Annotated in this window: 18 protein-coding genes; 6 read left to right on the top strand and 12 right to left on the bottom strand. The window is 73.3% G+C overall.

Going from position 1 to position 21,673, the window contains the following annotated elements; genetic code table 11:
* Positions 1–18 precede the first annotated feature (18 nt).
* Positions 19–924 (bottom strand): hypothetical protein, encoded by a 906-nt coding sequence (locus KB893_RS09730; protein ID WP_377730117.1) that lies wholly within the window; start codon positions 922–924, stop codon positions 19–21.
* Between the two features lie 305 nt (positions 925–1,229).
* Between KB893_RS09730 and KB893_RS09725 the strand changes: the two genes are divergently transcribed.
* Together KB893_RS09725 and KB893_RS09720 are read left to right on the top strand one after the other, a co-directional pair.
* On the top strand, positions 1,230–3,650 hold the full coding sequence (locus KB893_RS09725) for a DEAD/DEAH box helicase (protein ID WP_213173639.1): 2,421 nt from the start codon (positions 1,230–1,232) through the stop codon (positions 3,648–3,650).
* Complete coding sequence (locus KB893_RS09720; protein WP_211926689.1) at positions 3,647–4,696, top strand: ribonuclease H-like domain-containing protein; 1,050 nt, start codon at positions 3,647–3,649, stop codon at positions 4,694–4,696. Before KB893_RS09725 ends, KB893_RS09720 begins: the two co-directional genes overlap by 4 nt.
* Positions 4,697–4,855: 159 nt before the next feature.
* Here KB893_RS09720 and KB893_RS09715 read toward each other — a convergent pair whose 3' ends face one another.
* The 3 genes from KB893_RS09715 to KB893_RS09705 all read right to left on the bottom strand — a co-directional run bounded on the left by KB893_RS09715 (position 4,856) and on the right by KB893_RS09705 (position 8,230).
* Positions 4,856–5,983, bottom strand: a complete 1,128-nt coding sequence (locus KB893_RS09715; protein WP_211926688.1) for a L,D-transpeptidase — start codon at positions 5,981–5,983, stop codon at positions 4,856–4,858.
* A 67-nt stretch (positions 5,984–6,050) separates the two neighbouring features.
* On the bottom strand, positions 6,051–6,899 hold the full coding sequence (locus tag KB893_RS09710) for a murein L,D-transpeptidase catalytic domain family protein (protein ID WP_377730114.1): 849 nt from the start codon (positions 6,897–6,899) through the stop codon (positions 6,051–6,053).
* A 224-nt stretch (positions 6,900–7,123) separates the two neighbouring features.
* On the bottom strand, positions 7,124–8,230 hold the full coding sequence (locus tag KB893_RS09705) for a L,D-transpeptidase family protein (RefSeq protein ID WP_213173638.1): 1,107 nt from the start codon (positions 8,228–8,230) through the stop codon (positions 7,124–7,126).
* Positions 8,231–8,355: 125 nt separating this feature from the next.
* Here KB893_RS09705 and KB893_RS09700 point away from each other — a divergent pair, with 125 nt between their 5' ends.
* On the top strand, positions 8,356–8,766 hold the full coding sequence (locus KB893_RS09700) for an MbcA/ParS/Xre antitoxin family protein (protein WP_211926686.1): 411 nt from the start codon (positions 8,356–8,358) through the stop codon (positions 8,764–8,766).
* 76 nt (positions 8,767–8,842) lie between these two features.
* Positions 8,843–9,550, top strand: coding sequence for an RES family NAD+ phosphorylase (locus tag KB893_RS09695; protein WP_211926685.1), 708 nt, complete (start codon positions 8,843–8,845; stop codon positions 9,548–9,550).
* A 13-nt stretch (positions 9,551–9,563) separates the two neighbouring features.
* Here the strand turns inward: KB893_RS09695 and KB893_RS09690 are convergent, their stop codons facing one another.
* From KB893_RS09690 to KB893_RS09670, 5 genes are all read right to left on the bottom strand, one after another.
* Positions 9,564–9,800: a hypothetical protein gene (locus KB893_RS09690; protein ID WP_211926684.1), complete on the bottom strand. Its 237-nt coding sequence runs from the start codon at positions 9,798–9,800 to the stop codon at positions 9,564–9,566.
* Positions 9,797–10,789 carry an L-histidine N(alpha)-methyltransferase gene (egtD, locus tag KB893_RS09685; protein ID WP_211926683.1) on the bottom strand — a complete coding sequence of 331 codons (993 nt, stop codon included), beginning with the start codon at positions 10,787–10,789 and terminating at the stop codon, positions 9,797–9,799. The genes KB893_RS09690 and egtD overlap by 4 nt, the downstream gene beginning before the upstream one ends.
* Complete coding sequence (gene egtB / locus KB893_RS09680; RefSeq protein WP_211926682.1) at positions 10,786–12,123, bottom strand: ergothioneine biosynthesis protein EgtB; 1,338 nt, start codon at positions 12,121–12,123, stop codon at positions 10,786–10,788. Before egtB ends, egtD begins: the two co-directional genes overlap by 4 nt.
* A gap of 140 nt (positions 12,124–12,263) precedes the next feature.
* On the bottom strand, positions 12,264–12,500 hold the full coding sequence (locus KB893_RS09675) for a hypothetical protein (RefSeq protein WP_211926681.1): 237 nt from the start codon (positions 12,498–12,500) through the stop codon (positions 12,264–12,266).
* Positions 12,497–13,381 carry an SDR family oxidoreductase gene (locus tag KB893_RS09670; RefSeq protein WP_246505545.1) on the bottom strand — a complete coding sequence of 295 codons (885 nt, stop codon included), beginning with the start codon at positions 13,379–13,381 and terminating at the stop codon, positions 12,497–12,499. Before KB893_RS09670 ends, KB893_RS09675 begins: the two co-directional genes overlap by 4 nt.
* Positions 13,382–13,518: 137 nt before the next feature.
* On the opposite strand from KB893_RS09670, the gene ku reads away from it, so the two are divergent.
* Positions 13,519–14,484, top strand: a complete 966-nt coding sequence (gene ku, locus KB893_RS09665; RefSeq protein ID WP_211926679.1) for a non-homologous end joining protein Ku — start codon at positions 13,519–13,521, stop codon at positions 14,482–14,484.
* A 3-nt stretch (positions 14,485–14,487) separates the two neighbouring features.
* Complete coding sequence (gene ligD, locus KB893_RS09660) at positions 14,488–17,055, top strand: DNA ligase D (RefSeq protein ID WP_211926678.1); 2,568 nt, start codon at positions 14,488–14,490, stop codon at positions 17,053–17,055.
* 18 nt (positions 17,056–17,073) lie between these two features.
* Here the strand turns inward: ligD and KB893_RS09655 are convergent, their stop codons facing one another.
* The 3 genes from KB893_RS09655 to KB893_RS09645 are packed head-to-tail and all read right to left on the bottom strand — an operon-like array spanning position 17,074 to position 21,618.
* Positions 17,074–18,264: a beta-barrel domain-containing protein gene (locus KB893_RS09655; protein ID WP_213173637.1), complete on the bottom strand. Its 1,191-nt coding sequence runs from the start codon at positions 18,262–18,264 to the stop codon at positions 17,074–17,076.
* Positions 18,251–20,398, bottom strand: coding sequence for a type I secretion system permease/ATPase (locus KB893_RS09650; protein WP_211925502.1), 2,148 nt, complete (start codon positions 20,396–20,398; stop codon positions 18,251–18,253). The genes KB893_RS09655 and KB893_RS09650 overlap by 14 nt, the downstream gene beginning before the upstream one ends.
* On the bottom strand, positions 20,395–21,618 hold the full coding sequence (locus tag KB893_RS09645; protein WP_213173636.1) for a TolC family protein: 1,224 nt from the start codon (positions 21,616–21,618) through the stop codon (positions 20,395–20,397). Before KB893_RS09645 ends, KB893_RS09650 begins: the two co-directional genes overlap by 4 nt.
* Between the last annotated feature and the right edge of the window lie 55 nt (positions 21,619–21,673).

The raw sequence follows: 21,673 nt of genomic DNA, 5'->3' as shown, positions 1-21,673 counted from the left end.
GCGTGGCTTCTCGGTGCGTTACACGCGCGGGCCGCCGCCGACCTTCAACGCATCGCGGCTGGCGTTTCCGGCCGGGTGCTCGTCATAGGCGTTGTCGCGGTAGCTGGGATTGTCGTAGGAGTCGTAGCTGCTGGAGGCGTCGTAGGCGTCGCGCACCGCATGCCTGGCCTCGGCCCAGCCCAGGCGCGAGGTGCCGCGGCGCTGCTCCCAGTCGCGGGCCAGCTCACGCTCCAGGTCTTCGTCCCACAGCCGGTCGTCGTTGCGGCTGCGCGCCTGGGCGCCGTAGCGGTAGGCGGCGCGGTAGTCATCGTAACCGTAGCCGGCATTGGCGTCGTAGTAGTCGGCTTCGGTATGGCGCGGCTCGTGGTGGCGGTCGACGGCCTGGTAGGTGCGGTGGGTGCGGTCGGCGCGGTCCCAGGCGTCGCGGGCGGCCGGACGCGCGAGCTCCCAGTCCAGGCGCGAGTCGCCGCGATGCTTGTCCCAGTCGCGGCCGAGGTCGCCTTCCAGGCCCTCGTCCCAGTGGCGGTCCTGGTTGGCCTCGCGCGCCTGCAGGCCGAAGCCGTAGGCGGCGGCGTAGTCGCGGTCGTAGTCGTAGCCGGCCTCACGGTTCTCGGCGACGTAGGGGCGCTCGGCATGGGCCTCGCGCCAGTAGTCGATCTCGCCGGTCGGGTCGATGCGTTCGGCGACGCCCTTGCCGGCGGCCGCGCCGGCGATGCCGCCGGCGACCACGCCGATCAGCGAGCCGATCGGGCCGAAGAAGGCGCCGGCCGCGGCGCCCGCCGCCGCGCCGCCGACCGCGGTGCCGACGCCGACGCCGACCGGGTGTGCGCCTGGCGCCTTGGTAATCGGGTCGCGGTTGAGGTCGCGGCCCTGGGTGGAGGTGTCGGCGGAATCGCGGGAGGGATCGTGCTTGGATGCGTTCATGGCAGTGCTCCGGGTGGGGCGCGGATGCGCGGACAGGCCGGCACGCTTGCCCCGGCGCGGTGAACCCGTCGTGCGTGCGCGGTTGCCGGCATGTGAGCGCGCCCGCCGGCCGGGTGCTCGACCTCGCAACCGCGCGCTCCGCACGCGGGAACGGCTCATGAACGACCGTGGAGGCGGGTCGCGCTGCCGCGTGGAACGGCGGGCGCGCGGCGTCAAGATCCGATGACCGCGGAGGTCGCCACGGCCGTCTCACCCGCTGAGACGCCGATCGGCGACAAAGGCCGGCCACGCCGCCGAGCCCGCCGATGTCCCTGCCCGCCGTTCCCGCGCACCGCGACGCGCCGCTCGCCCGGCGCGACGCCCGCCTCGATGGCCGCGCCCTCGCCCTGCGCCTGCAGGGCAAGTACGCCGAGCGCATTACCGGCGCGATCTCGATCCCCGGCCGCGAGGGGCGCTACGCGCCGCTGCCCGAGGCGCTGCCCGCACCGCTCGCCGAGGCGCTGCGCGCCCGCGGGGTGGAGCGGCTCTACAGCCACCAGGCCGAGGCCTGGGATGCGGTGCGTGCCGGCAAGCACGTGGTCGTGGTCACCCCGACCGCCTCGGGCAAGTCGCTGTGCTACACGCTGCCCGTCGCCACCGCCGCGCTGCGACGCGAGGGCAAGGCGCTGTACCTGTTCCCGACCAAGGCGCTGTCGCAGGACCAGGTCGCCGAGCTGCTGGAACTCAACCGCGCCGGCGACCTCGGCCTCAAGGCCTTCACCTTCGACGGCGACACCCCCGGCGACGCGCGCGCGGCGATCCGCCTGCACGGCGACATCGTGGTCAGCAACCCGGACATGCTGCACCAGGCGATCCTGCCGCATCACACCAAGTGGGCGCAGTTCTTCGAGAACCTGAAGTACGTGGTCATCGACGAGGTGCATACCTACCGCGGCGTGTTCGGCTCGCACGTGGCCAACGTGATCCGCCGGCTCAGGCGCGTGTGCGCGTTCTATGGCTCGAACCCGCAGTTCATCCTGTGCTCGGCGACCATCGGCAACCCGAAGGCGCACGCCGAGGCGCTGATCGAGGACGAGTGCGAAGCCGTCACCGAGAGCGGCGCGCCCACCGGCGACAAGCACGTGCTGCTGTGGAACCCGCCGGTGGTCAACCCGGACCTCGGCCTGCGCGCCTCGGCGCGCTCGCAGTCCAACCGCATCGCCCGGCTGGCGATCAAGGCGGGGCTGAAGACGCTGGTGTTCGCGCAGACGCGGCTGATGGTCGAGGTGCTGACCAAGTACCTCAAGGACGTGTTCGACCACGACCCGCGGCGGCTGCCTCGGATCCGCGCCTACCGCGGCGGCTACCTGCCGACCGAGCGCCGCGCCGCCGAGCGCGACATGCGCGCCGGCCACATCGACGGCATCGTCAGCACCTCGGCGCTCGAGCTCGGCGTCGACATCGGCAGCCTCGACGTGGTGGTGCTCAACGGCTATCCCGGCTCGATCGCCGCGACCTGGCAGCGCTTCGGCCGCGCCGGCCGCCGCCAGCAGCCGGCGCTCGGCGTGCTGGTGGCCTCCAGCGACCCGATGGACCAGTACCTCGTCCGCCACCCGGAGTTCTTCCAGGGCGCACCGCCCGAGCACGCGCGCATCCACGCCGACCAGGCGCTGATCCTGCTCGACCACATCCGCTGCGCCGCGTTCGAGCTGCCGTTCCTGGCCGGCGAGCGCTTCGGCCCGATCGACCCGCAGGACTTCCTCGAGGTGCTGGGCGAATCCGGCGTGCTGCACCAGGAGGGCGACCGCTGGGAGTGGATCGCCGACAGCTATCCGGCGCAGGCGGTGTCGCTGCGCTCGGTGGCCGACGGCAATTTCGTCGTCGTCGACCGCACCGAGGGACGGCAGACGATCATCGCCGAGGTCGACTACTCGGCCGCCGCGCTGACCCTCTACGAGGGCGCCATCCACATGGTGCAGAGCGCGCCGTTCCAGGTGGAGCGACTGGACTGGGAAGGCCGCAAGGCCTACGTCACCCGCACCACAGTCGACTACTACACCGACGCCATCGACTACACCAAGCTCAAGGTGCTCGAGCAGTTCGACGGCGCCAGGTCCGGCCACGGCACCACCCACCACGGCGAGGTGCACGTGGTCCGGCGCGTCTCGGGCTACAAGAAGATCCGCTACTACACCCACGAGAACATCGGCTACGGCCCGGTCAACCTGCCCGACCAGGAGCTGCACACGACCTCGGTGTGGTGGGCGCTGCCGCAGGACGTGCTGGAAGAGGCCTTCGCCTCGAAGCAGCTCGCGCTCGACGGCTTCCTCGGCGCGGCCTACGCGCTGCACGTGGTGGCCACCGTCTCGGTGATGGCCGAGGCGCGCGACCTGCAGAAGGCGGTGGGCAGCGGCGACGGCGCCTGGTTCGCCGACCGCGACGGCCTCGGCCGCGGCACGCTCCGCGGCGCCGACGGCCAGCCGCTGGCGCTCGACGAGGACGCCCGCTTCGTGCCGACCGCCTACCTCTACGACAACTTCCCCGGGGGCGTCGGCCTGTCGGAGCCGCTGTTCGTGCGCCGCGACGAGATCCTGCAGCGCGCGCGCGAACTGGTGGAGCGCTGCGACTGCCGCGCCGGCTGCCCGGGCTGCGTCGGTCCGGTGCTCGCCGCCGACGAGGACAACGCCGACTGCACGCGTACGCCCAAGGCGCTGGCCGCGCGCGTGCTGGCGCTGCTGTCGGCATGAGCGGACTCGCGCGACGCCTGCGCGCGCTGCGGCAGCAGGCCGGCGGCGCGACGCTCGGGGCCGGTGCGGCGACGGTGCCGTCGGCGCGACCGCTGCCGGCAGCGGGCGTCGAGCCGCGCGCCCCGCGTGCGGGCGGCGGGCCCGACGTCGATGCGGTTCCGCGCGACGGGCGTGCGCTGGATGAACTGGCGCCCGGCCCCACCGGCGCCCGCCTGCTCGCAGCGCCCACGCAGGCCCCGACGCCGGCGCGGCGCCCGCCGGTGCCCGAGGAACTGCGCCGCCTGCTCGGCGTGCGCAACCGCACCGGCATGCCGGCGCCGCGGTCGCGCGCGGCGCCGGATCGGCGCGTCGACGGCGAGGAGATCGCGCCGGGCCTGCGCTACCTCGAGCAGCGCTTCGCCTGGGCCAGGATCCCGCACGCCATCGACTGCTGCCGCGTGCGCGGCACGCCGCGGCCGCCGCCGCTGGGGGCCAACAGCGCGCCGCATCCGGTCGGCGCGGTGGCCGGCGCACGCTTCCTCGCCTTCGACACCGAAACCACGGGCCTCGCCGGCGGCACCGGCACCCGCGCCTTCATGATCGGCGCCGCCGACTGGCACGAGGGCGCCCTGCGCCTGCGCCAGCTCACCATCACCACGCTCGGCGCCGAGGCCGCGATGCTGCGCACCTTCGCCACCTGGCTGCGCGCCGACACGGTGCTGGTCAGCTACAACGGCCGCAGCTACGACGCGCCGCTGCTGGCCACCCGCTACCGCCTCGCGCGCCTGGCCAACCCGCTCGCCGGCCTCGCCCACCTCGACCTGCTGCATCCGGTCCGCCGGCGCTGGCGCGGGATCTGGCCGAACTGCCGGCTCGCGACTGCCGAGCGCGAGCTTCTGGGCGTGCTGCGCGAGGACGACCTCCCCGGCGCGGAAGCCCCGCGCGCCTGGCTCGACTACCTCCGCGGCGGCGACGCCCGCGACCTCCGCCGCGTCGGCGCCCACAACGCCCAGGATCTGCGGAGCCTGGGCGGGTTGCTGGAGCGGTTGGGGGCGGAAGCGGGGTGAGGTGGGAATCGGGAATCGGGAATCGGGAAGGTTACGCCGAATGTTCGTGGGCCCTGCACGCACGGCAGGCGCCCGGCTCGGCCCGGATCCGTGATGGGTCGGCTCACCCACGCACGCGGCAGGTCCCGATTCCCGACTCCCGCTTCCCACCTCACCGCCTCACCCACCCCCCACCACATCCCTCACCTCCACCGCCTCCCCCGCCGGGGTCGGCAGCGGGCGGATGTCCTCGGGCAGGGCGTCGCCGCGCAGCACGGTCAGCTCGGTGCCGGTGGCGCGCGCGCGTGCCGGGGCGTCGGTGACCACCAGGGTGGTGCCGGGAACGAGCTGGTCGTAGACGTTCTGCAGGAACACGGGGTCGGCGTGCAGGCGCGCGATCGCGTCGCTGGCGATGCCGCCGCCGGCACCCTCGACGTCGCCGGGCATGGCCACGCCGAGCCAGCGCAGGGCGTCGCGTCCCGGCACGATGCGGCTCGGTCCCTCCACCGGCCCCTCCATCAGCACGTAGGCGCGGGTGCCGAGCGCCGGGCCGTCGTCCACCCGCACCGGCGCGTTGCCGATCACCGTGCCGTCGCGCAGCACCACCACGCGTGCGTCCGCGGTACTGACCACGATGGTGAGCGGCCCGGCGCCGGCCACCTCGGGCGTCCAGGTGATTCCGGTCGCCAGCGCGGGATCCGGACGCACGCTGCCGGCGGCGTCGGCCGGCGCGAACAGGCCCGGGTGCGCAAGCCGCGGCGTCACCGCGGCATCGTCGGCCACGACCACGGTCATGCCGGTCTTCGTCGCGCCGAACAGGGCCTGGGCGAAGGCGATTGGCAGGCGTACGCAGCCGTGCGAGGCGGGATAGCCGGGTAGGTTGCCGGCGTGCAGGGCGATGCCGTCCCAGGTCAGCCGCTGCATGAACGGCATCGGCGCGTTGTTGTAGAGGTTGGAGTAGTGCTCGCGGCGCTTCTGCAGGATCGAGAACACACCGGTCGGCGTGGCGTGCCCGGCCTTGCCGGTGCTGACCGTGCTGGTGCCGATGCGCACGCCGTTGCGGTACACGAAGGCGAGCTGCTCGGGCAGGCTCACCACCACCAGGACCGGGCCGTCGGGCGCCACCTCGGGCGTCCACACGTACTGGCCCGGGCGCAGCGCGGAGACCGGCGTCGCCAGCGGCATCGCGCCGGTGGGAATGGCATCGCTCTGCGCCGGTGCGACGCCCGCCATCGCCAGCAGGCCCAGGGCCAGCAGCAGCCGGCCCGCGATGCGCGCGGAACAGGAAGAAGGAACTCGCCGGATCATGCCGCCTCGTCTCGTCGTCGGACCGGCGACGACGGTATCAGGCGGCGCGCACTGCGATGTGCCCGCGTCAGCGGCGGGCGCGGGTGCCGGCGTCGGCGACGGCGCGCGCCTGCAGCATCGAAGCTTTGGACATCGCCGCCAGGCCCGAGGTGGCCGCCTTGCAGTTGAGGAAGGGCGAGGACGCGAGCCAGGCGTCGTCCGGATAGTAGGAGAACAGCATCTGTCCGCCCTTGAGCGTGTCGATGATCTGCCGCGCCACCGCGGTGCGGACCGCCGGGCAGCCGAAGCTGCGGCCCAGGCGCCCCATGCTGCGCGCGCCGTCGGGATTCACGTAGGACGCGCCGTGCACGACGATCGCGCGCTGGCGCGCGAGGTCGTTGAAGCCCGGCTCCAGGCCGTCCATGCGCATCGAGTAGCCGTTGCCGCCCTGGTAGGTCTCGGCGGTGGTGAACAGGCCCAGGCTCGTCTGCAGGCTGCCTTCGACGTTGGAGAACCGGGTGGCCATGTTGGCGCCGGTGTTCTTGCCGTGCGCGACGTGCTCGGCGAACAGCAGCGTGCGCGCGTCGAGGTCGAACACCCACATCCGCTTCTCGGTCGACGGCAGCGAGTAGTCGATCACCGCCAGGCGCGAGACGTCGGCGACCTCGCCGGAGGCGAGCGCGCACTCGCGCGCGCCGAGCGCCATGCCCAGCACATCGGCATCGAGCCCCGGTGCGAGCGGGCGCAGGGTCTCGAACAAGGCGAAGGCCGGCGCCGTCTCCGCGGCGGCGGGCGCGGTGGCCGGAGCGAGCTCGGCCAACGGGCGCTCCGGCGTGACGGCGGGGAGCGGCTGCTCGAGCCGCGGCGTGCGGCTGGCGTGCTGGACGGCGTGGGACGAGGCGGCGGCGAGACCGACGGCCGCGGCGAGAATTGCCACGGCACGGGAACGGGATGTCTTCACGGCGTGAGGAGGACGGAGCGGAAGGCCGCGCCAGAGTAGCGATCCTCCACATCGCGTCCACCTTCCTCAGCGGGATCCGAACCGCGGATTAAAGGCGAGTGCAGCTTGGTGAGCACCGGCGTTGCGCAAGCGCAACACGCGGCGCGACCGGCGGCGAATAAGCCGGCGTCCGCAACGGTGATTCAGTCAGGTGAGGCCGCTCAGGGCGCAGCCGCCGCCCGCTCTTCCGCAGTGCCCGGCGGCAGGTCCGGAGCGGCGGTCGCGGCCGTGTTCGGTCCATCCAGCGGCAGCGCCGCCACGAGGATGCGGCTGTCCGGCCCGAGCAGGGCGCGGATGTTGTCCGGCACGGTGTCGGGCAAGGCATCGAGGCTCGACTCGGCGAACACCCGTTCCGCCTCCTGCGGCGGGGCGACCGTCGGCGCGCCCTCTTCCGCCTGCGCGGCAGGCACGGCGTCCACCATCGCGTCGACGCGGTCGAACAGTCCGCGCACGCCGCCGCGGCGCAGCGGCGCGCTGGCGATCTCGATGCCGTTGCGCATCACGACCACGCGGCGCTCGGCCTCGCTCAGCACCGCGACCAGCGGACCCTCGGTCACCCGCTCCGTCGCCCACAGTTCGTCGGCGGGATCGACGCCGCTGCCGACGCGCATGAAGGCGGTCTTCGGCTCGATCGGCGCGATCAGGCCCGGATGCACCACCGCCTTCGGATGCGAGCCCTCGTCGGCGACCACGACCGCGCCGCCGAAGTCCGTCACCTCGAACAGCCGCCGCGCGAAGTCCTCCGGCAGCCGCACGCAGCCGTGCGAGGCCGGATGGCCGGGGATGCGTCCGGCGTGCAGGGCGATGCCGTCCCAGGTCAGGCGCTGCATGAAGGGCATCGGCGCGTCGTTGTACAGGTTGGAGTGATGCATGCGCTCCTTCTGCAGGATCACGAACTCGCCGGTAGGCGTCTCGTAGCCGTCCTCGCCCGTGCTCACCGTGGACACGCCGATGCGCACGCCATTGCGGTAGACGTAGATGCGTTGCTCCGGAAGGCTCACGACCATCACCACCGGGCCGTCCGGCGCAAGCTCCGGCTCCCACAGCCAGTCGCCGGGCTGGAAGGTCACCTCGCCGTGCAGCGGCGCATTCGGCACCAGTGCGTCGGCATCGGCCCGGGCGGCCGGCGCATCCGACGGCGGACGGGCCGCGGAGGGCGTGGCGTCGCCGGCGAGCGATGGCGATGCATAGGCGGATACGGAACCGGTGCCCAGCGCCAGCGCGAGGCCGGCGGCGAGCGTGAGGAGCTGCGGGGTGCGGATGTTCATGACCTCGACGCTAGCGGCCGCGGCGTGCCCGGTGCATGAAACGCCGGTGAGCCCAGCGTGAGCCGTTTGCGCGACCTCTCGTCGAAGAGTAGATTTCTGCTGTTCTCTCTGTGTGGAGCAAGACCATGGCTGCCCGCACGACCGCGACCGCGACCGCGACCGCGACGGCCCGCCCCGATCCGTTGGGTCCGGCGGGCCTGCGTGCGCTGTTCGCCATCGCCGAACGCTGGGGACTGAAGAGCCAGCAGGTGCGCCGCCTGCTGGGCGACCCGCCCGAGTCGACGTTCTTCAAGTGGAAGAAGACCCGCGACGCGAGCCTGGGCCGCGATACGCTCGAGCGGATCAGCTACGTGCTGGGCATCTTCAAGGCCCTGGAGATCCTGTTCCCCGACCCCACCCGCGCCGACGCCTGGGTGCACCGGCCGAACGCAGCGCCGCCCTTCAACGGCCAGTCGGCGCTGGAGCGCATGCTGTCGGGCAACGTCGCCGACCTCTACGTCGTGCGCAGCTACCTCGACGCCCAGCGCGGCTGGTGAGGGACGCCGGCCCCATCGCAGGCACTGCGACGCGCGGCGGCGAGACTGCGACTTCCCCCCGCCGCAGCCCAACGCGATGGCCCGCCCGACTCCGCCGCTGACCGCCGTCGACTGGCCCGAGGCCTGGCGCATCGTGCCGAGCCGCTTCCCGCCGGTGGGACCGTTCGACCGCATCGCCGATCCCGCCGACCTGGACGCGCTGTTCGCGATCGAGGCGATGACCAATCCGCGCCTGCGCCAGGAGGTCGGCGACCTCGCCCTGGTGCCTGCGGCGCGCCGCATCGCCGGCCCCGGCAGCACGCCGGTCATGGCCGCGTTCACCCATCCCAATCCCGGCGGCAGCCGCTTCGCCGATCCCGGCGTCGGCGTCTTCTACGCGGCGCGCAGCCTCGACACCGCGGTGCGCGAGACCATGTACCACCGCGCCCGCTTCATGGCGGCGACGCGGGAGCCGGCGATGAAGATCGAGATGCGCGCCTACCGCACGGCGATCCGCGGGCAGCTGCACGACCTGCGCGCCGGGGCGTGGCCGGCGGAACTGGATCCCGACGACTACCGCGCCTCGCAGGCGCTGGCCGGGCGCCTGCGCGCCGGGGGCGCCGACGGCATCGTCTACCCCAGCGTGCGCCATGCCGGCGGCGAGTGCGTGGCGGTGTTCTACCCGGACCTCGTCGCGCGCTGCCGGCAGGGCCGGCACCTGATCTACAGCTGGGACGGCGCCCGCATCGCCGAGGACTACGCCGTCGCCAGCCTGCGCTCGGCCCCCGGCGACGCCCGCGACTGACGCGGGCGCGCGATCACGGCGTTTCCGGCCCATGCGGCGGATCGCCGGTGCCGGGCGAATCCGGCACCTCGGTCGGCGGCGCCGGCGGCGACTCGGGCGCACCCGGCGGCTGCGGCGACTCGTCGGGACCGTCCGGGATCTCGCGCGGCGTCGGCGGCGCCTTCTCGGGCGGCGTCGGATCAGGGATCTCCTTCGGTGCCGGATCCGGCACCTCGCGGCCGGGCGCGTGCATGGCGGCGCCGGCGCTCATGCGCGCTCCAGCAGGGCGATGCCGAAGCGGGCGTCGGCGTCGGTCCACAGCCGGCTCACCGCCAGGCCGGCGCGGCGCGCCAGCGCGGCGAACCGGTCCGGGGTGTACTTGCAGCTGTACTCGACCAGCATCGGCTCGCCGATCGCGAAGTGCACGCGCTGGTCGCCGACCGTCACCGTCTGGTCCTGCAGGCTCACGATGTGCGTCTCGATGCGCATGGCCATCGGGTTGTAGAGCGCGCGGTGGCGGAACTTCGACAGGTCGAAGTCGGCGCCGAGCTCGCGGTTGATGCGCGCGAGCAGGTTCAGGGTGAACTCGGCGGTGACGCCCGCCGCATCGTTGTAGGCGGCCTCCAGCTCGGCGCGGTCCTTGACCAGGTCGATGCCGACGATGGCGGCGCCGTCGCGCCCCATCTCCGCGCGCATCTGCGCCAGCAGCCGGCAGGCGTCGCGGTGGTCGAAATTGCCGAGCGTGGAGCCGGGAAAGAAGATCGCCGTGCGCGCCGGCTCGCGGCGCACGCGCGGCAGCGTCAGCGGCCGGGTGAAGTCGGCGCAGACCGGCAGCATCTCCACGCCCGGATAGCGCTCGGCCAGCTCGGCGACGCTCTCCAGCAACGCGCTGCGCGAGATCTCGACCGGCAGGTAGGCCACCGGATCCTCCAGCGCCTCCAGCATCAGGCGGGTCTTGATGCCGGCGCCGCTGCCGTATTCGACCAGGCGCACGCGCGGACCCAGCGCCTGCGCGATCTCGCCGGCGCGGTCGCGCAGGATGCGCAGCTCGGTGCGGGTCAGGTAGTACTCCGGCTGGACGCAGATCGACTCGAACAGCTCGGAGCCGCGCGCGTCGTAGAAGTACTTCGACGGCAGATGCTTGGGCCGCCGCGACAGGCCGCTGCGCACGTCGGCGGCGATGTCGTCCGTCGCCGGATGCAGATCGTGCAGCGCCACTGCCGGCGCGGTGAGCGAATTGGGATCGAGCTGTGCGTTCATCGGCCCTCCTGCATGGCCGCGTGTCCGCCGGGCGCCTCGTCGCGGGCGAGACGGATGCCCGAGAACTGCCAGCGCGCGGCGGGATGGAAGAAATTGCGATAGGTGCCGCGCACGTGGCCGGCCGGGGTCGCGCAGGAACCGCCCCGCAGGATCCACTGGCCGCACATGAACTTGCCGTTGTATTCGCCGAGCGCGCCCGGCAGCGGGCGGAAGCCCGGATAGGCGACGTAGGGGCTGGAGGTCCACTCCCAGACGTCGCCGAACAGCTGCGTCGCGCCGGCATCGTCGTCCTGCGGGCCCCGGGGATGGAGCAGCCCGGCATCGGCGAAGTTCCCGTCCGCCGACGGCAGGCGCGCCGCACGCGTCTCCCATTCGGCCTCGGTCGGCAGGCGCAGGCCGGCCCAGCGCGCGAAGGCGTCTGCCTCGAAGAAGCTGACGTGGCACACCGGCGCATGCGGATCCAGCGCGCGCACGCCGCCGAGGGTGAACTCGCTGGCGTCGTCGTCCATCCAGTAGATCGGGCGCTGCCAGCCCTCGCGGCAGGCCAGGTCCCAGCCCTCGGCCATCCACAGCGTCGGCGTGCGGTAGCCGCCGTCGCGGATGAACTCGAGGAACTCGGCGTTGCTGGTCGGGCGCTCGGCCAGGGCATGCGGCTGCAGCAGCACCCGGTGGCGCGGCGTTTCGCAGTCGAAGGCGAAGTCCCCGGCGTCGGCGGCCGCACCGCGGCCGATCTCGTGCACGCCCTGCAGGCCGGCGCGGAAGCGCAGCGGACGCGCCGCTGCCGCGGGCGCCTGCGCCAGCGACGCGTCGTAGGCCGGGCGCAGCGGGTGGACCGAGAACAGGTGCTTGATGTCGGTCAGCAGCAGTTCCTGGTGCTGCTGCTCGTGCTCGAGCCCGAGGCGGATGCGCACGCGCATGTCGTCGTCGACGCCGCCGGCGAGCAGGTCGAGCACGCGGCCGTCGACCTCGTGGCGCCAGGCGCGGACCTCGTCGAGCGTGGGCCGCGTCAGCAGGCCGCGCTGCGGCCGCGCGTGCATCGGGCCGACGGTCTGGTAGTAGGAGTTGAAGAGGTAGTGCCAGTCCGGGTGCGGCGGTGCATAGCCGCCGTCGCGGCCGAGCACGAAGGCCTCGAAGAACCAGGTCGTGTGCGCGAGGTGCCACTTGGTGGGGCTGGCGTCGGGCATCGACTGCGCGACGCAGTCCTCGGGCGCGAGCGGCGCGGCGAGCGCCAGCGTGCGCGCACGCACGCGCTGGAAGTGCCTGGCCAGCAGGTCCGCAGGCGCGACGGAGACGGGCGTGCGTGGAGCGGCGGCGGAAGCCGTTGCGGAGGACATGGCTCGAGGGGGATCTCGCGGCGGGACCGGTCGCGGGCCGGTCCGGGACGCACAGGATGCGGCCGCAAGCATTGAATCGGTGTGACGGCCGATGCTGCGCACGCAGCATCGGGCGCGCTCAAGCTCATGATTCGTATCGCTTAATCGCGATCGGGCGACGCCTCGGGCGCGTCGTCCGGGTGGTAGTCGTTCGGCCGGCCCCGCTCCTCGCCGGCATGGTAGTCGGAGCCGGCGATCGCGCTGCCGTCCTCGCGCTGCACCGCGCCGTGGGGCACGTTGTCGCGCCGCACCCGCGCATCCGGCAGCGCGCCGCGGCGCTCCCCGGCGGCCATGTCCGCGGAGGCCTCGTCCGCGCCGCGTGCCTCGCCCGGTTTCATGCGCTGATGTGTCCGCCGCCGTTGACGTCGATGATCTGCCCGGTGATGTAGGAGGCGTCCTTCGACGCCAGGAACACGAAGGCCGGCGCCACTTCCGCCGGCTGGCCGGGACGTCCCATCGGGGTCTGCGTGCCGAACTCCTTGACCTTGTCGGCGTCGAAGCTCGCGGGGATCAGCGGCGTCCAGATCGGTCCCGGCGCCACCACGTTCACGCGGATGCCGCGCTTGGCGAGCCGCTGCGCCAGCGAGAAGCTGAAGGCGTGGATCGCGCCCTTGGTCGAAGCGTAGTCGGGCAGCGAGGCCTTGCCGCGCTCGCCGGTCACCGAACCCGAGGCGATGATGCAGCCGTCGTCGGGCAGGTGCTTGAGCGCCGCGGCGGCGAGATTCATGTAGGCGAAGATGTTGGTGCGGAAGGTGCGCTCGATCTGCTCGGGCGTGAGCTCCTCCGGCGAGTCCACCTCGTGCTGCTCGGCGGCGTTGTTGACCAGGATGTCGAGCTGGCCGAGCGTCTGCACGGTCTCGGCGACGGCGCGGCGGCAGACATCGGGATCGCCCAGGTCGCCGGCGATGGCGTGGCAGCGGCGGCCCTCGGCCTCTACCAGGCGGCGGGTCTCGCGCGCGTCCTCGGTCTCGTCCAGGTAGACGATGGCCACGTCCGCGCCCTCGCGCGCGAAATGCACCGCCACCGCGCGGCCGATGCCGCTGTCGCCGCCGGTGATCAGCGCGACCCTGCCGTCGAGCTTGCCGCTGCCGCGGTAGTCGTCGCGGATCGTGATCGGGCGCGGGTCCATCGCGGCCTCGCTGCCCGGCTGGTGGGCCTGCTGCTGCGGCGGCTGCCCGTTGGTCTGGCGTGCGGTGGGTTCCTGGTTGCTCTGGCTCATGGCGATGGGTCGCGACGTCGGGGGGAAGCGCATTGCCGCATGCACCGTGCAAAGCCGACGCGAAAGACCATGCCGTCTTCATCGCGGCGCTGCTGCAATCGAACGCCCGCCGCCGCCGCGGCCCGCCGGATGACGCCATGGCCCGCCCGATCTGGACCGGAACGCTTTCTTTCGGACTGCTCAACGTGCCGGTCTCGCTGATGACCGGCGAGCGCAAGATCGACCTGCACTTCCGCATGCTCGACGCGCGCAACAACCAGCCGGTGCGCTACGAGCGGGTCAACGCCGAGACCGGCGAGGAAGTGCCCTGGAAGGAAATCGTCAAGGCCTACGAGTACGACAAGGGCAACTACGTCGTGCTGCAGCCGGAGGACTTCAAGTCGGCCTCGCCGGAAGGCCGCGAGGCGGTGGAGGTCGAGGCCTTCGTCGACGGCAGCGCGATCGTGCCGCAGTTCTACGAGAAGCCCTACGTGCTGGTGCCCGGCAAGAAGGCCGAGAAGGGCTACGTGCTGCTGCGCGAGACGCTGGCGCGCACCGGCAAGGTCGGCATCGCGCGGGTGGTGATCCGCACCCGCGAATACCTCTCCGCGGTGATGCCGCAGGGCGACGCGCTGATCCTGGTGCTGCTGCGCTACCCGCAGGAACTGGTCGATCTCGAGGACTACAGGATCCCGGAAGGAAAGCCCGCCGACTACCGCATCTCCGACCGCGAACTGGAGATGGCGCAGCAGCTCATCGAATCGATGTCGACGGACTGGAAGCCGCAGGACTACCGCGACGAGTTCCGCGAACGCCTGCAGGCGGTGATCGAGAAGCGGCTGAAGTCCGAGGGCGTGGTCTCGCGCGAGGAGGAGCCGCAGGTGCCGGAGGACGCCAGCACCAACGTGGTCGACTTCATGGCGCTGCTGAAGCAGAGCCTGGACACCAACAAGCGCACGCCCGCACGCAGCGCGCCGGTCTCCAGGGACGCCGGCGCGCCGGCGAAGAAGGCGACGAAGAAGACCGCCGCCAAGTCCGCCGCGAAGAAGGCGGCCAAGGCCGCGACGAAGAAGGCGACGGCCAAGAAGGCGGCGAAGAAGGCGCCGCTGCGCAAGGCGGGCTGATCGATGAGCCTGCAGGAGTACGTGCGCAAGCGCCGCTTCGGCGACACGCCCGAACCCTCCGACGAGGCGCAGGCGCGGCGCAATCCGCGCGGCGGCCGGCGGCCGATCTTCGTGATCCAGCTGCACCATGCGCGCGCCCGGCACTTCGACTTCCGGCTCGAGGCCGACGGCGTGCTCAAGAGCTGGGCGGTGCCCAAAGGGCCGTCGCTGCGCGCGGGCGAGAAGCGCCTGGCGATGCAGGTCGAGGACCATCCGCTGTCCTACGCGAGCTTCGAGGGCGACATCCCGGAGGGCAACTACGGCGCCGGCCACGTGGTCGTGTTCGACCACGGCGTGTGGGCCTGCGACGGCGACCCGCTGGAGGCGATCGCCGCCGGCAAGCTCGACTTCGAACTGCACGGCGGCAGGATGGAGGGCGCGTTCAAGCTGGTGCGCACGCACATGCGCGGCAGCAAGCCGAGCTGGCTGCTGATCAAGCGCAGCGACGCCTTCGCCCGCGATGCGGATGCGGACGACTTCGTGCCGACCGAGCTCGGCGGCACCGGCCGCGAACTCGGCACGGTGCCGGCCGCCGCGGCGAAGACGAAGAAGGCGACGAAGACGACGACGAAGGCTGCGAAGCAGGCCCGCGCGGGCGCGCCGGCGGCGCGGTCGGGCGGCACCGGCGCGCGCGCAGCGGCGAAGAAGGCCACGAAGAAGCCCAGCCGCCGCGCGTGCGACTGGCGCGCGCAGGCGCTGGCGCTGGAAGGCGCCCGCGACCGCCCGCTCGCCGCCGGCTTCAGGCCGCAGCTGTGCGCGCTGCGCGAGGCGCCGCCGCGCGGCGAGGACTGGCTGCACGAGGTGAAGTGGGACGGCTACCGGCTGCTGGTCGATCTCGACGACGGCCGCGCGCGGCTGCGCTCGCGCAACGACCTGGACTGGTCGGAGGACTTTCCCGACATCCGCCAGGCGATCGAGGCGCTGCCGGTGGCGTCGGGTCGCTTCGACGGCGAACTGGTGGCGCTGGACGCACAGGGCCGCAGCGACTTTTCCGCGCTCCAGCGCACCATCGAGGGCAGCGCGCGTGCGCCGCTGCGCTACCTGATGTTCGACATGCCGGCGCTGGAGGGCGTCGACCTCGGCGACGCACCGCTCGTCGAGCGCAAGCGCCTGCTGGAGGCGCTGCTCGCGCACGACGCCAGCGCGGCACTGGCCTTCAGCCAGCACATCGTCGGCCAGGGCGAGAAGGTCTTCGCCGCCAGCGCCGGACAGGGGCTGGAGGGCATCGTCTGCAAGCGCGTGGACGCCGGCTACGCGCAGGGGCGCGGCGGCGGCTGGGTCAAGGTCAAGCACGCCCACAGCGACGAGTTCGTCGTGGTCGGCTGGTCCGCGCCGAAGGGCGCGCGCCAGGGCTTCGGCGCGCTGCTGATGGCGCAGGTGGTCGACGGCGCGCTGCGCTACGTCGGCCGCGTCGGTACCGGCTACGACGACAGGACGATCAAGGCGCTGATGCGCCGGCTGGCGCCGCTCGAACAGGACACGCCGACCCTCGCCCTGCCCGCGCACCTGCCGGCGGCGAAGCGCGGCGTGACCTGGGTGCGGCCGGAGCTGGTGGTCGAGGTCGCCTTCCGCGGCTGGGCCAAGGAAGGCCTGCTGCGCCAGGCCAGCTTCCAGCGCGTGCGCGAGGACAAGGGCCCGGCCGATCTCGGCCTGCGCAGCGAGGCGGAGGAGGACGTGGAGATCACCCATCCCGAACGCGTGGTGTTCCCGGCCGACGGCATCACCAAGGGCCAGGTCGCCGACTACTACCGCGCCGTGGCGCCGCTGCTCATGCCGGAGCTCGTCGACCGCCCGCTGTCCCTGATCCGCTGCCCGGACGGCGCGGAGGGCACCTGCTTCTTCCAGAAGCACCACGCCGCCAAGCTCGGCGACCGCGTCGGCGCGATCCCGATCCGGGAGAAGGGCGGCGACCGCGAGGACTACCTCTACGTCGGCGACCGCGCCGCGCTGATGCAGCTGGTGCAGATGAACACGCTCGAATTCCATCCCTGGGGCGCGCGCATCGACGATCCGGAGCATCCGGACCGCATCGTGTTCGACCTCGATCCCGGCGACGGCGTCGAGTGGAAGGCCATCGTCGCCGCGGCGCGCGAGATCCGCGCGCGGCTGCAGGAGGTCGGGCTGGAGAGCTTCGTGCGCCTGTCCGGCGGCAAAGGGCTGCACGTGGTCGTGCCGCTGGACCGCAGCGCCGCCTGGGACGAGGCCAAGGCCTTCTGCGAGGCCTTCGCCAGGGCCATGGCGGCGCAGGCGCCGGAGCGCTACCTGGCAGTGGCGAGCAAGGCCAAGCGGCCGGGGCGGATCTTCATCGACTGGCTGCGCAACGGCCGCGGCGCGACCAGCGTCACCAACTGGTCGCTGCGCGCGCGGCCCGGCGCGCCGGTCGCCGTGCCGCTGCGCTGGGAGGAGCTGGGCCGCACCAGGTCCGGCGCCGACTACGACATGCAGCGCGCCCTGCGCCGCGCGCGTTCGGACAAGGCCGACGCCTGGGCCGGCATCGACGCCATGCGCCAGGCGCTGCCGGCGCTGGACTGAGCCAGCCGCGGCGCGGCTTCAGTTCAGCCGCGCACGCAGCAGCGGCCGCAGGAGATAGCTCAGCACGCTGCGCTGGCCGCTGATCACGTCGACCTCGGCGACCATGCCCGGGCGGATCGGCAGCTCGTTGCCGCCCCTGACGAGGTGCGCGCGCTCGGTGCGCACCAGGATCCGGTAGAAGGCCTCCTTGCCGCGCGGCGTCTCCTCCTCGATGGTGTCGGCGCTGATCTGCTCCACCGTCGCCGGCAGGTCGCCGTAGATGGTGTAGTCGTAGGCGGTGATCTTGACCCGCGCGGGCATGCCGGGCGCAATGAAGGCGACGTCCTTCGGCCTGATCCTGGCCTCGACCAGGAGCTGGTCGTCGCCCGGGGTGATCTCCATGATCGCCTCGCCCGGCTGCACCACGCCGCCGCGGGTGCTGATGTGCACGGCGTTGACCCGGCCGTTCACCGGCGAGATGAGGCGGGTGCGGTCGAGCTGGTCGCGACGCTGCTCCAGCACCTGCAGTTCGGCGGCCAGCTCGCTCTGGCGCTGCACCAGCTCGCCGTAGGCCTCCTGCATGTAGGCGTTGCGCATCTCGGTCAGCTCGCCGGTCTTGGCCGCGATCTGCTGGCGCAGCTTGAGCTGCTCGACCTCGCTCACCGAACGCCGCGCCACCAGCGGCTCGATCAGCGCCAGCTGGCGCCGGGCGAGCGCGATTTCCTGCTCCAGCGCGGCCACCGCCTCGTTCAGGCGCGCGCGCCGCGCGCGGAACAGCGAGGTTTCCGACGCGATCACCGGGTCGTCTTCCTCGATGGTCCCGGGAAACTCGATCGCTTCGGCACCGCGCACCTCCGCCTCCAGGCGCGCGACCGCCGCCTGCAGCGCGCGGGCCCGCGCGCGCGCCTCGCCGAAGCCGGTGCGGAAGCGCACCGCGTCGAGCTGCACCAGCGGCTGGCCCGCGGTGACCACGTCGCCCTCGGCCACCAGCAGCCGGTCGAGGATGCCGCCCTCCAGGCTCTGGATGATCTGCACCCGGCTGAAAGGCACGACCTGGCCGTCGCCGCGGGTCACCTCGTCGAGCTCGGCCCAGGCGGCCCAGGCCACCGCGATCACCACGGCGAACAGGCTCGCCCACAGCACCGGACGCGCCAGCGGGCTCACCAGGGGCGTGTCGCCGTGGCCGAAGCGGCCGCGCAGCCGCGTCCGCTGCCGCCTAGCCGTCGCCATGGTTCGCCTCCGCCACCGCATCCGCGGCCACCCGGTTGCCGCGCACCAGCGCTCCCGGCGCGCCGTCACCGACGACGCGGCCGTTGCGCAGCACCACCACCCGGCCGGTGACCGCCAGCAGGGCCCGCTTGTGCGTGGCCAGCACCAGGGTGCGGCCACCGAGCCAGCGCTGCAGGAAGGCGACCACCTTCTGCTCGCTGGCCTGGTCGAAGGCCGCGGTCGGTTCGTCCATCAGCACCACGCGGGGGTCCTGCAGGATCAGCCGCGCCAGCCCGACCGCCTGCCGCTGGCCGCCGGACAGCGAGCGGTTGCCGGCGATGGCCAGGTCCAGGCCCTGCGGATGCGAGCGCACGAAGGCGCCGAGGCCGACCGCGTCCAGCACCTCGAGCAGCTCCGCATCCTCGAGCGCGTGGCGGTCGAGCAGCAGGTTCTCGCGCAGGCTGCCGTGGAACAGCGCCACGTCCTGCGGCAGATAGCCGATCGCGCGGCGGCGGTCGGCCGGGTCGAGCTGTTCCAGGGCCACGCCGTCGAGGCGGATCCCGCCTTCGGTGGGCGCGGCGAAGCCCGACAGCAGCCGCAGCAGGGTCGACTTGCCGGCGCCGTTGCCGCCGAGCAGCGCCACCCGCTCGCCGGGCGCGATGTCGAGCGTGTCGATCTCCAGCACCCGCGGTGCGTCCGGCGCGTGCTGCACGCGCAGCTCGCGCACCTCGTAGCGGCCCTCGACCTGCGGCAGGCGCGTGAACCGGCGCCCCTCGGGGCGCTCGACCGGCGCGGCCATCAGCCCGTCCAGGCCCTCCAGCGCCACCTTCGTGTGCTGCCAGCGCGACAGGAGCCCGGCCACGCCGGCCATCGGCGCGGTCGCCCGCGAACCGAGGATGGAACAGGCGATGAGGCCGCCGACGGTCAGTTCGCCGGCGGCGATCTGGTACACGCCCACCACCACGATCGCCGCGTAGGTCAGCTGCTGGGTTCCGGCGGCCGCGGAGGCCAGCATCGAGAACACGGAACGCGACTGCACGCCGGCGCTGGAAAGCCGCTCGGACAGCATCTCCCACTGCCGCAGACTGCGGCCTTCCGCCTGCGCGGCCTTGACCGTCTCCAGGTGCTCGATCGCCTCGAGCAGCACACCGTTGCGCACTGCGCCCTCGCGCAGGTTGCGCCGCGACATCGCCGCCAGGTAGCGCTGCAGCAGCAGGCCCGGCGCCAGGATCAGCACCACGGCCGCCGCCGGCACCAGCGCGACCGGGCCGCTGATGACGGCGATGATCGCGATGAACAGCAGCACGAAGGGCAGGTCCGACACCGCCGCGGCGGTGGACGAGGTGAAGAACTCGCGCACCGCCTCGAACTCCCGCACCTGCGCGCTGAACGCGCCCGGCGACCCGGGCCGCGCATCCAGGCGCATGCGCAGCACCTGCTCGAACAGGCGCTGCGACAGCTTGACGTCCAGCGAGCGTCCGGCCGCGTCCAGCAGATGCGCGCGCAGCACCCGCAGCAGGGCCTCCATCCCGACCGCCAGGACCACGCCGCTGGCGAGGATCCACAGCGTGTCGAAGGCGAAGTTCGGCACCACCCGGTCGTAGACCTGCATCGCGAACAGCGCGCTGGCGACCGCCAGCAGGTTGGCGACCAGGGCCGCCACGCCGACCTCGACGTAGATCGGCCAGAGCGGGCGCAGGGTGCGGTAGAACCAGTGGCCGCGCCGCGCCTCGGCGTAGTCGCCGGCGCGGCCGTCGTCCGCGGCCGCGACCCGTGCCAGCACCACCTCGCCGCTGCCGGCGGCATCCAGCGCGGCGGCGTCCATGACCTCCTCGCCGCCGCCGAGCTCGGGACGGGCGACGACGCAGTCGCCGCCGCGCCGCGACAGCAGCAGCAGGCTGCGGCCGTCCGCGCGCAGCACCAGCGCGGGCAGCAGGTCCTCCGGAACGTCGGCGGCGCGCTGGCGCACCACCCGCGCCACCAGGCCGGCGCGGCGCATCACCCGCGGCACCATCGACAGCGGCAGGCGCCCCTGCTCGAGGGCGACGCCGTCGGCCAGCAGGTCCGGACTGGCCGGCCGCCCGAGGCGTGCGGCCAGCAGGCACAGCCCCTCGCGCAGCGGATCCTCCGCCGGCACGGCATGCATCAGGTTCATCCGGCGTCTCCGTGGAGGGACGCCGCCTGCAGGTGATCGGCCAGGCGTCCCAGGTGCGCCGCGGCCCGGTACTGCAGCCGCAGCGGTTCGGCGTCGAGGGTGATGCGTTCGCGCGTGGCCTGCAGCCATTCGCTCTCGACGGTCAGCAGGTCCGCAACGCCGCGCATGCCGACCAGGAACTGGTCCATGTAGACCTCGCGGGTGCGCTCGAGCTCCACCACCTGCTCCTCGAGCGCGCGCCGGCGCGCCCGCAGCGGCGGCAGCGTCGCGGCCAGCACGCCGACCGCGCGGCGGATCTCGCGGCGGCTGCGCTGGACCTGGAACTGCGCCACCTCGCGACGCGAGCGCTCCACGCCGACCCGGCGCCAGGTCGACGGCCCCTGGAAGGCGTCCATGCGCAGGCGCAGGGCGATGGTGCTGTCGTTGGTCAGGCGTCCGCCGATCTCGCGGCGGAGCACCGAGCCCTCCAGGTTGAGCTGCGGCCAGCGCGATGCCTCGGCCTCGGCGATGCCGGCCTCCGCGGCGTCCTCGGCCGCGCGGTCGCGCACCACCGCCGGCGCCGCGGCGACGGCCGCATCCAGGGCCGCCGGGCCCTGCAGCGGCCCGAGCAGGTCGAACGCGCGCGGCTCCGGCATCGGGCCCTGCGGCAGGCGACCGACGAGCTCGAGGAACTGCGCCTGGAGGTCGCCCTGCTCGCTCTGCGCCAGGGCCAGCTCGGCCTCGACCGCGCCGAGCCGCGAGCGGATGCGCGCCAGCTCCGAGCGGTCGGCGTAGCCGCCCTCGCCGCGCTGGCGGCCCAGCGCCTCCAGCTCGTCGAGCCGGCCGAGGTGGCTCTCGATCGCCGCGACCAGCGCCGCGGCCTCGCGCAGGCCGAGCCACACCTCGGCGACCTCCAGCGCGACCTCCTCGCGGGTGACGGCCAGCGACGCCAGCGCCTCGCGCACGCGCGCCGAGCCGGCGTCGACGCGGCTGCGCACGCGGCCGAAGTCGTAGAGCATCTGCGCGATCGTGACCTCGTAGGCGGTGCCGCCGGACTGCGGGCCGGTCCAGGCGCTGACCGTCGGCCAGTAGCCGGTGCGGGAGACGGAGAGTTCGCCTTCGCTCTGCTGCACCTCGGCCACCGCGCCCTGCACCCGCGGATCGCGTGCGACGCCGATCCTCACGGCCTCCTCCAGCGGCAGCGCGCCGGCAGGCAGCGCCAGCAGCAGGGCCACCAGCACGATGGACGACCGCCACAGCCTGCTGCGGCGGAGCCTGTGCCGGCCGCGCGGGCGC

The organism is Coralloluteibacterium stylophorae (assembly GCF_018122625.2).
Classification (GTDB): domain Bacteria; phylum Pseudomonadota; class Gammaproteobacteria; order Xanthomonadales; family Xanthomonadaceae; genus Coralloluteibacterium; species Coralloluteibacterium stylophorae.
This window is presented reverse-complemented; position numbering and strand designations above follow the sequence as displayed.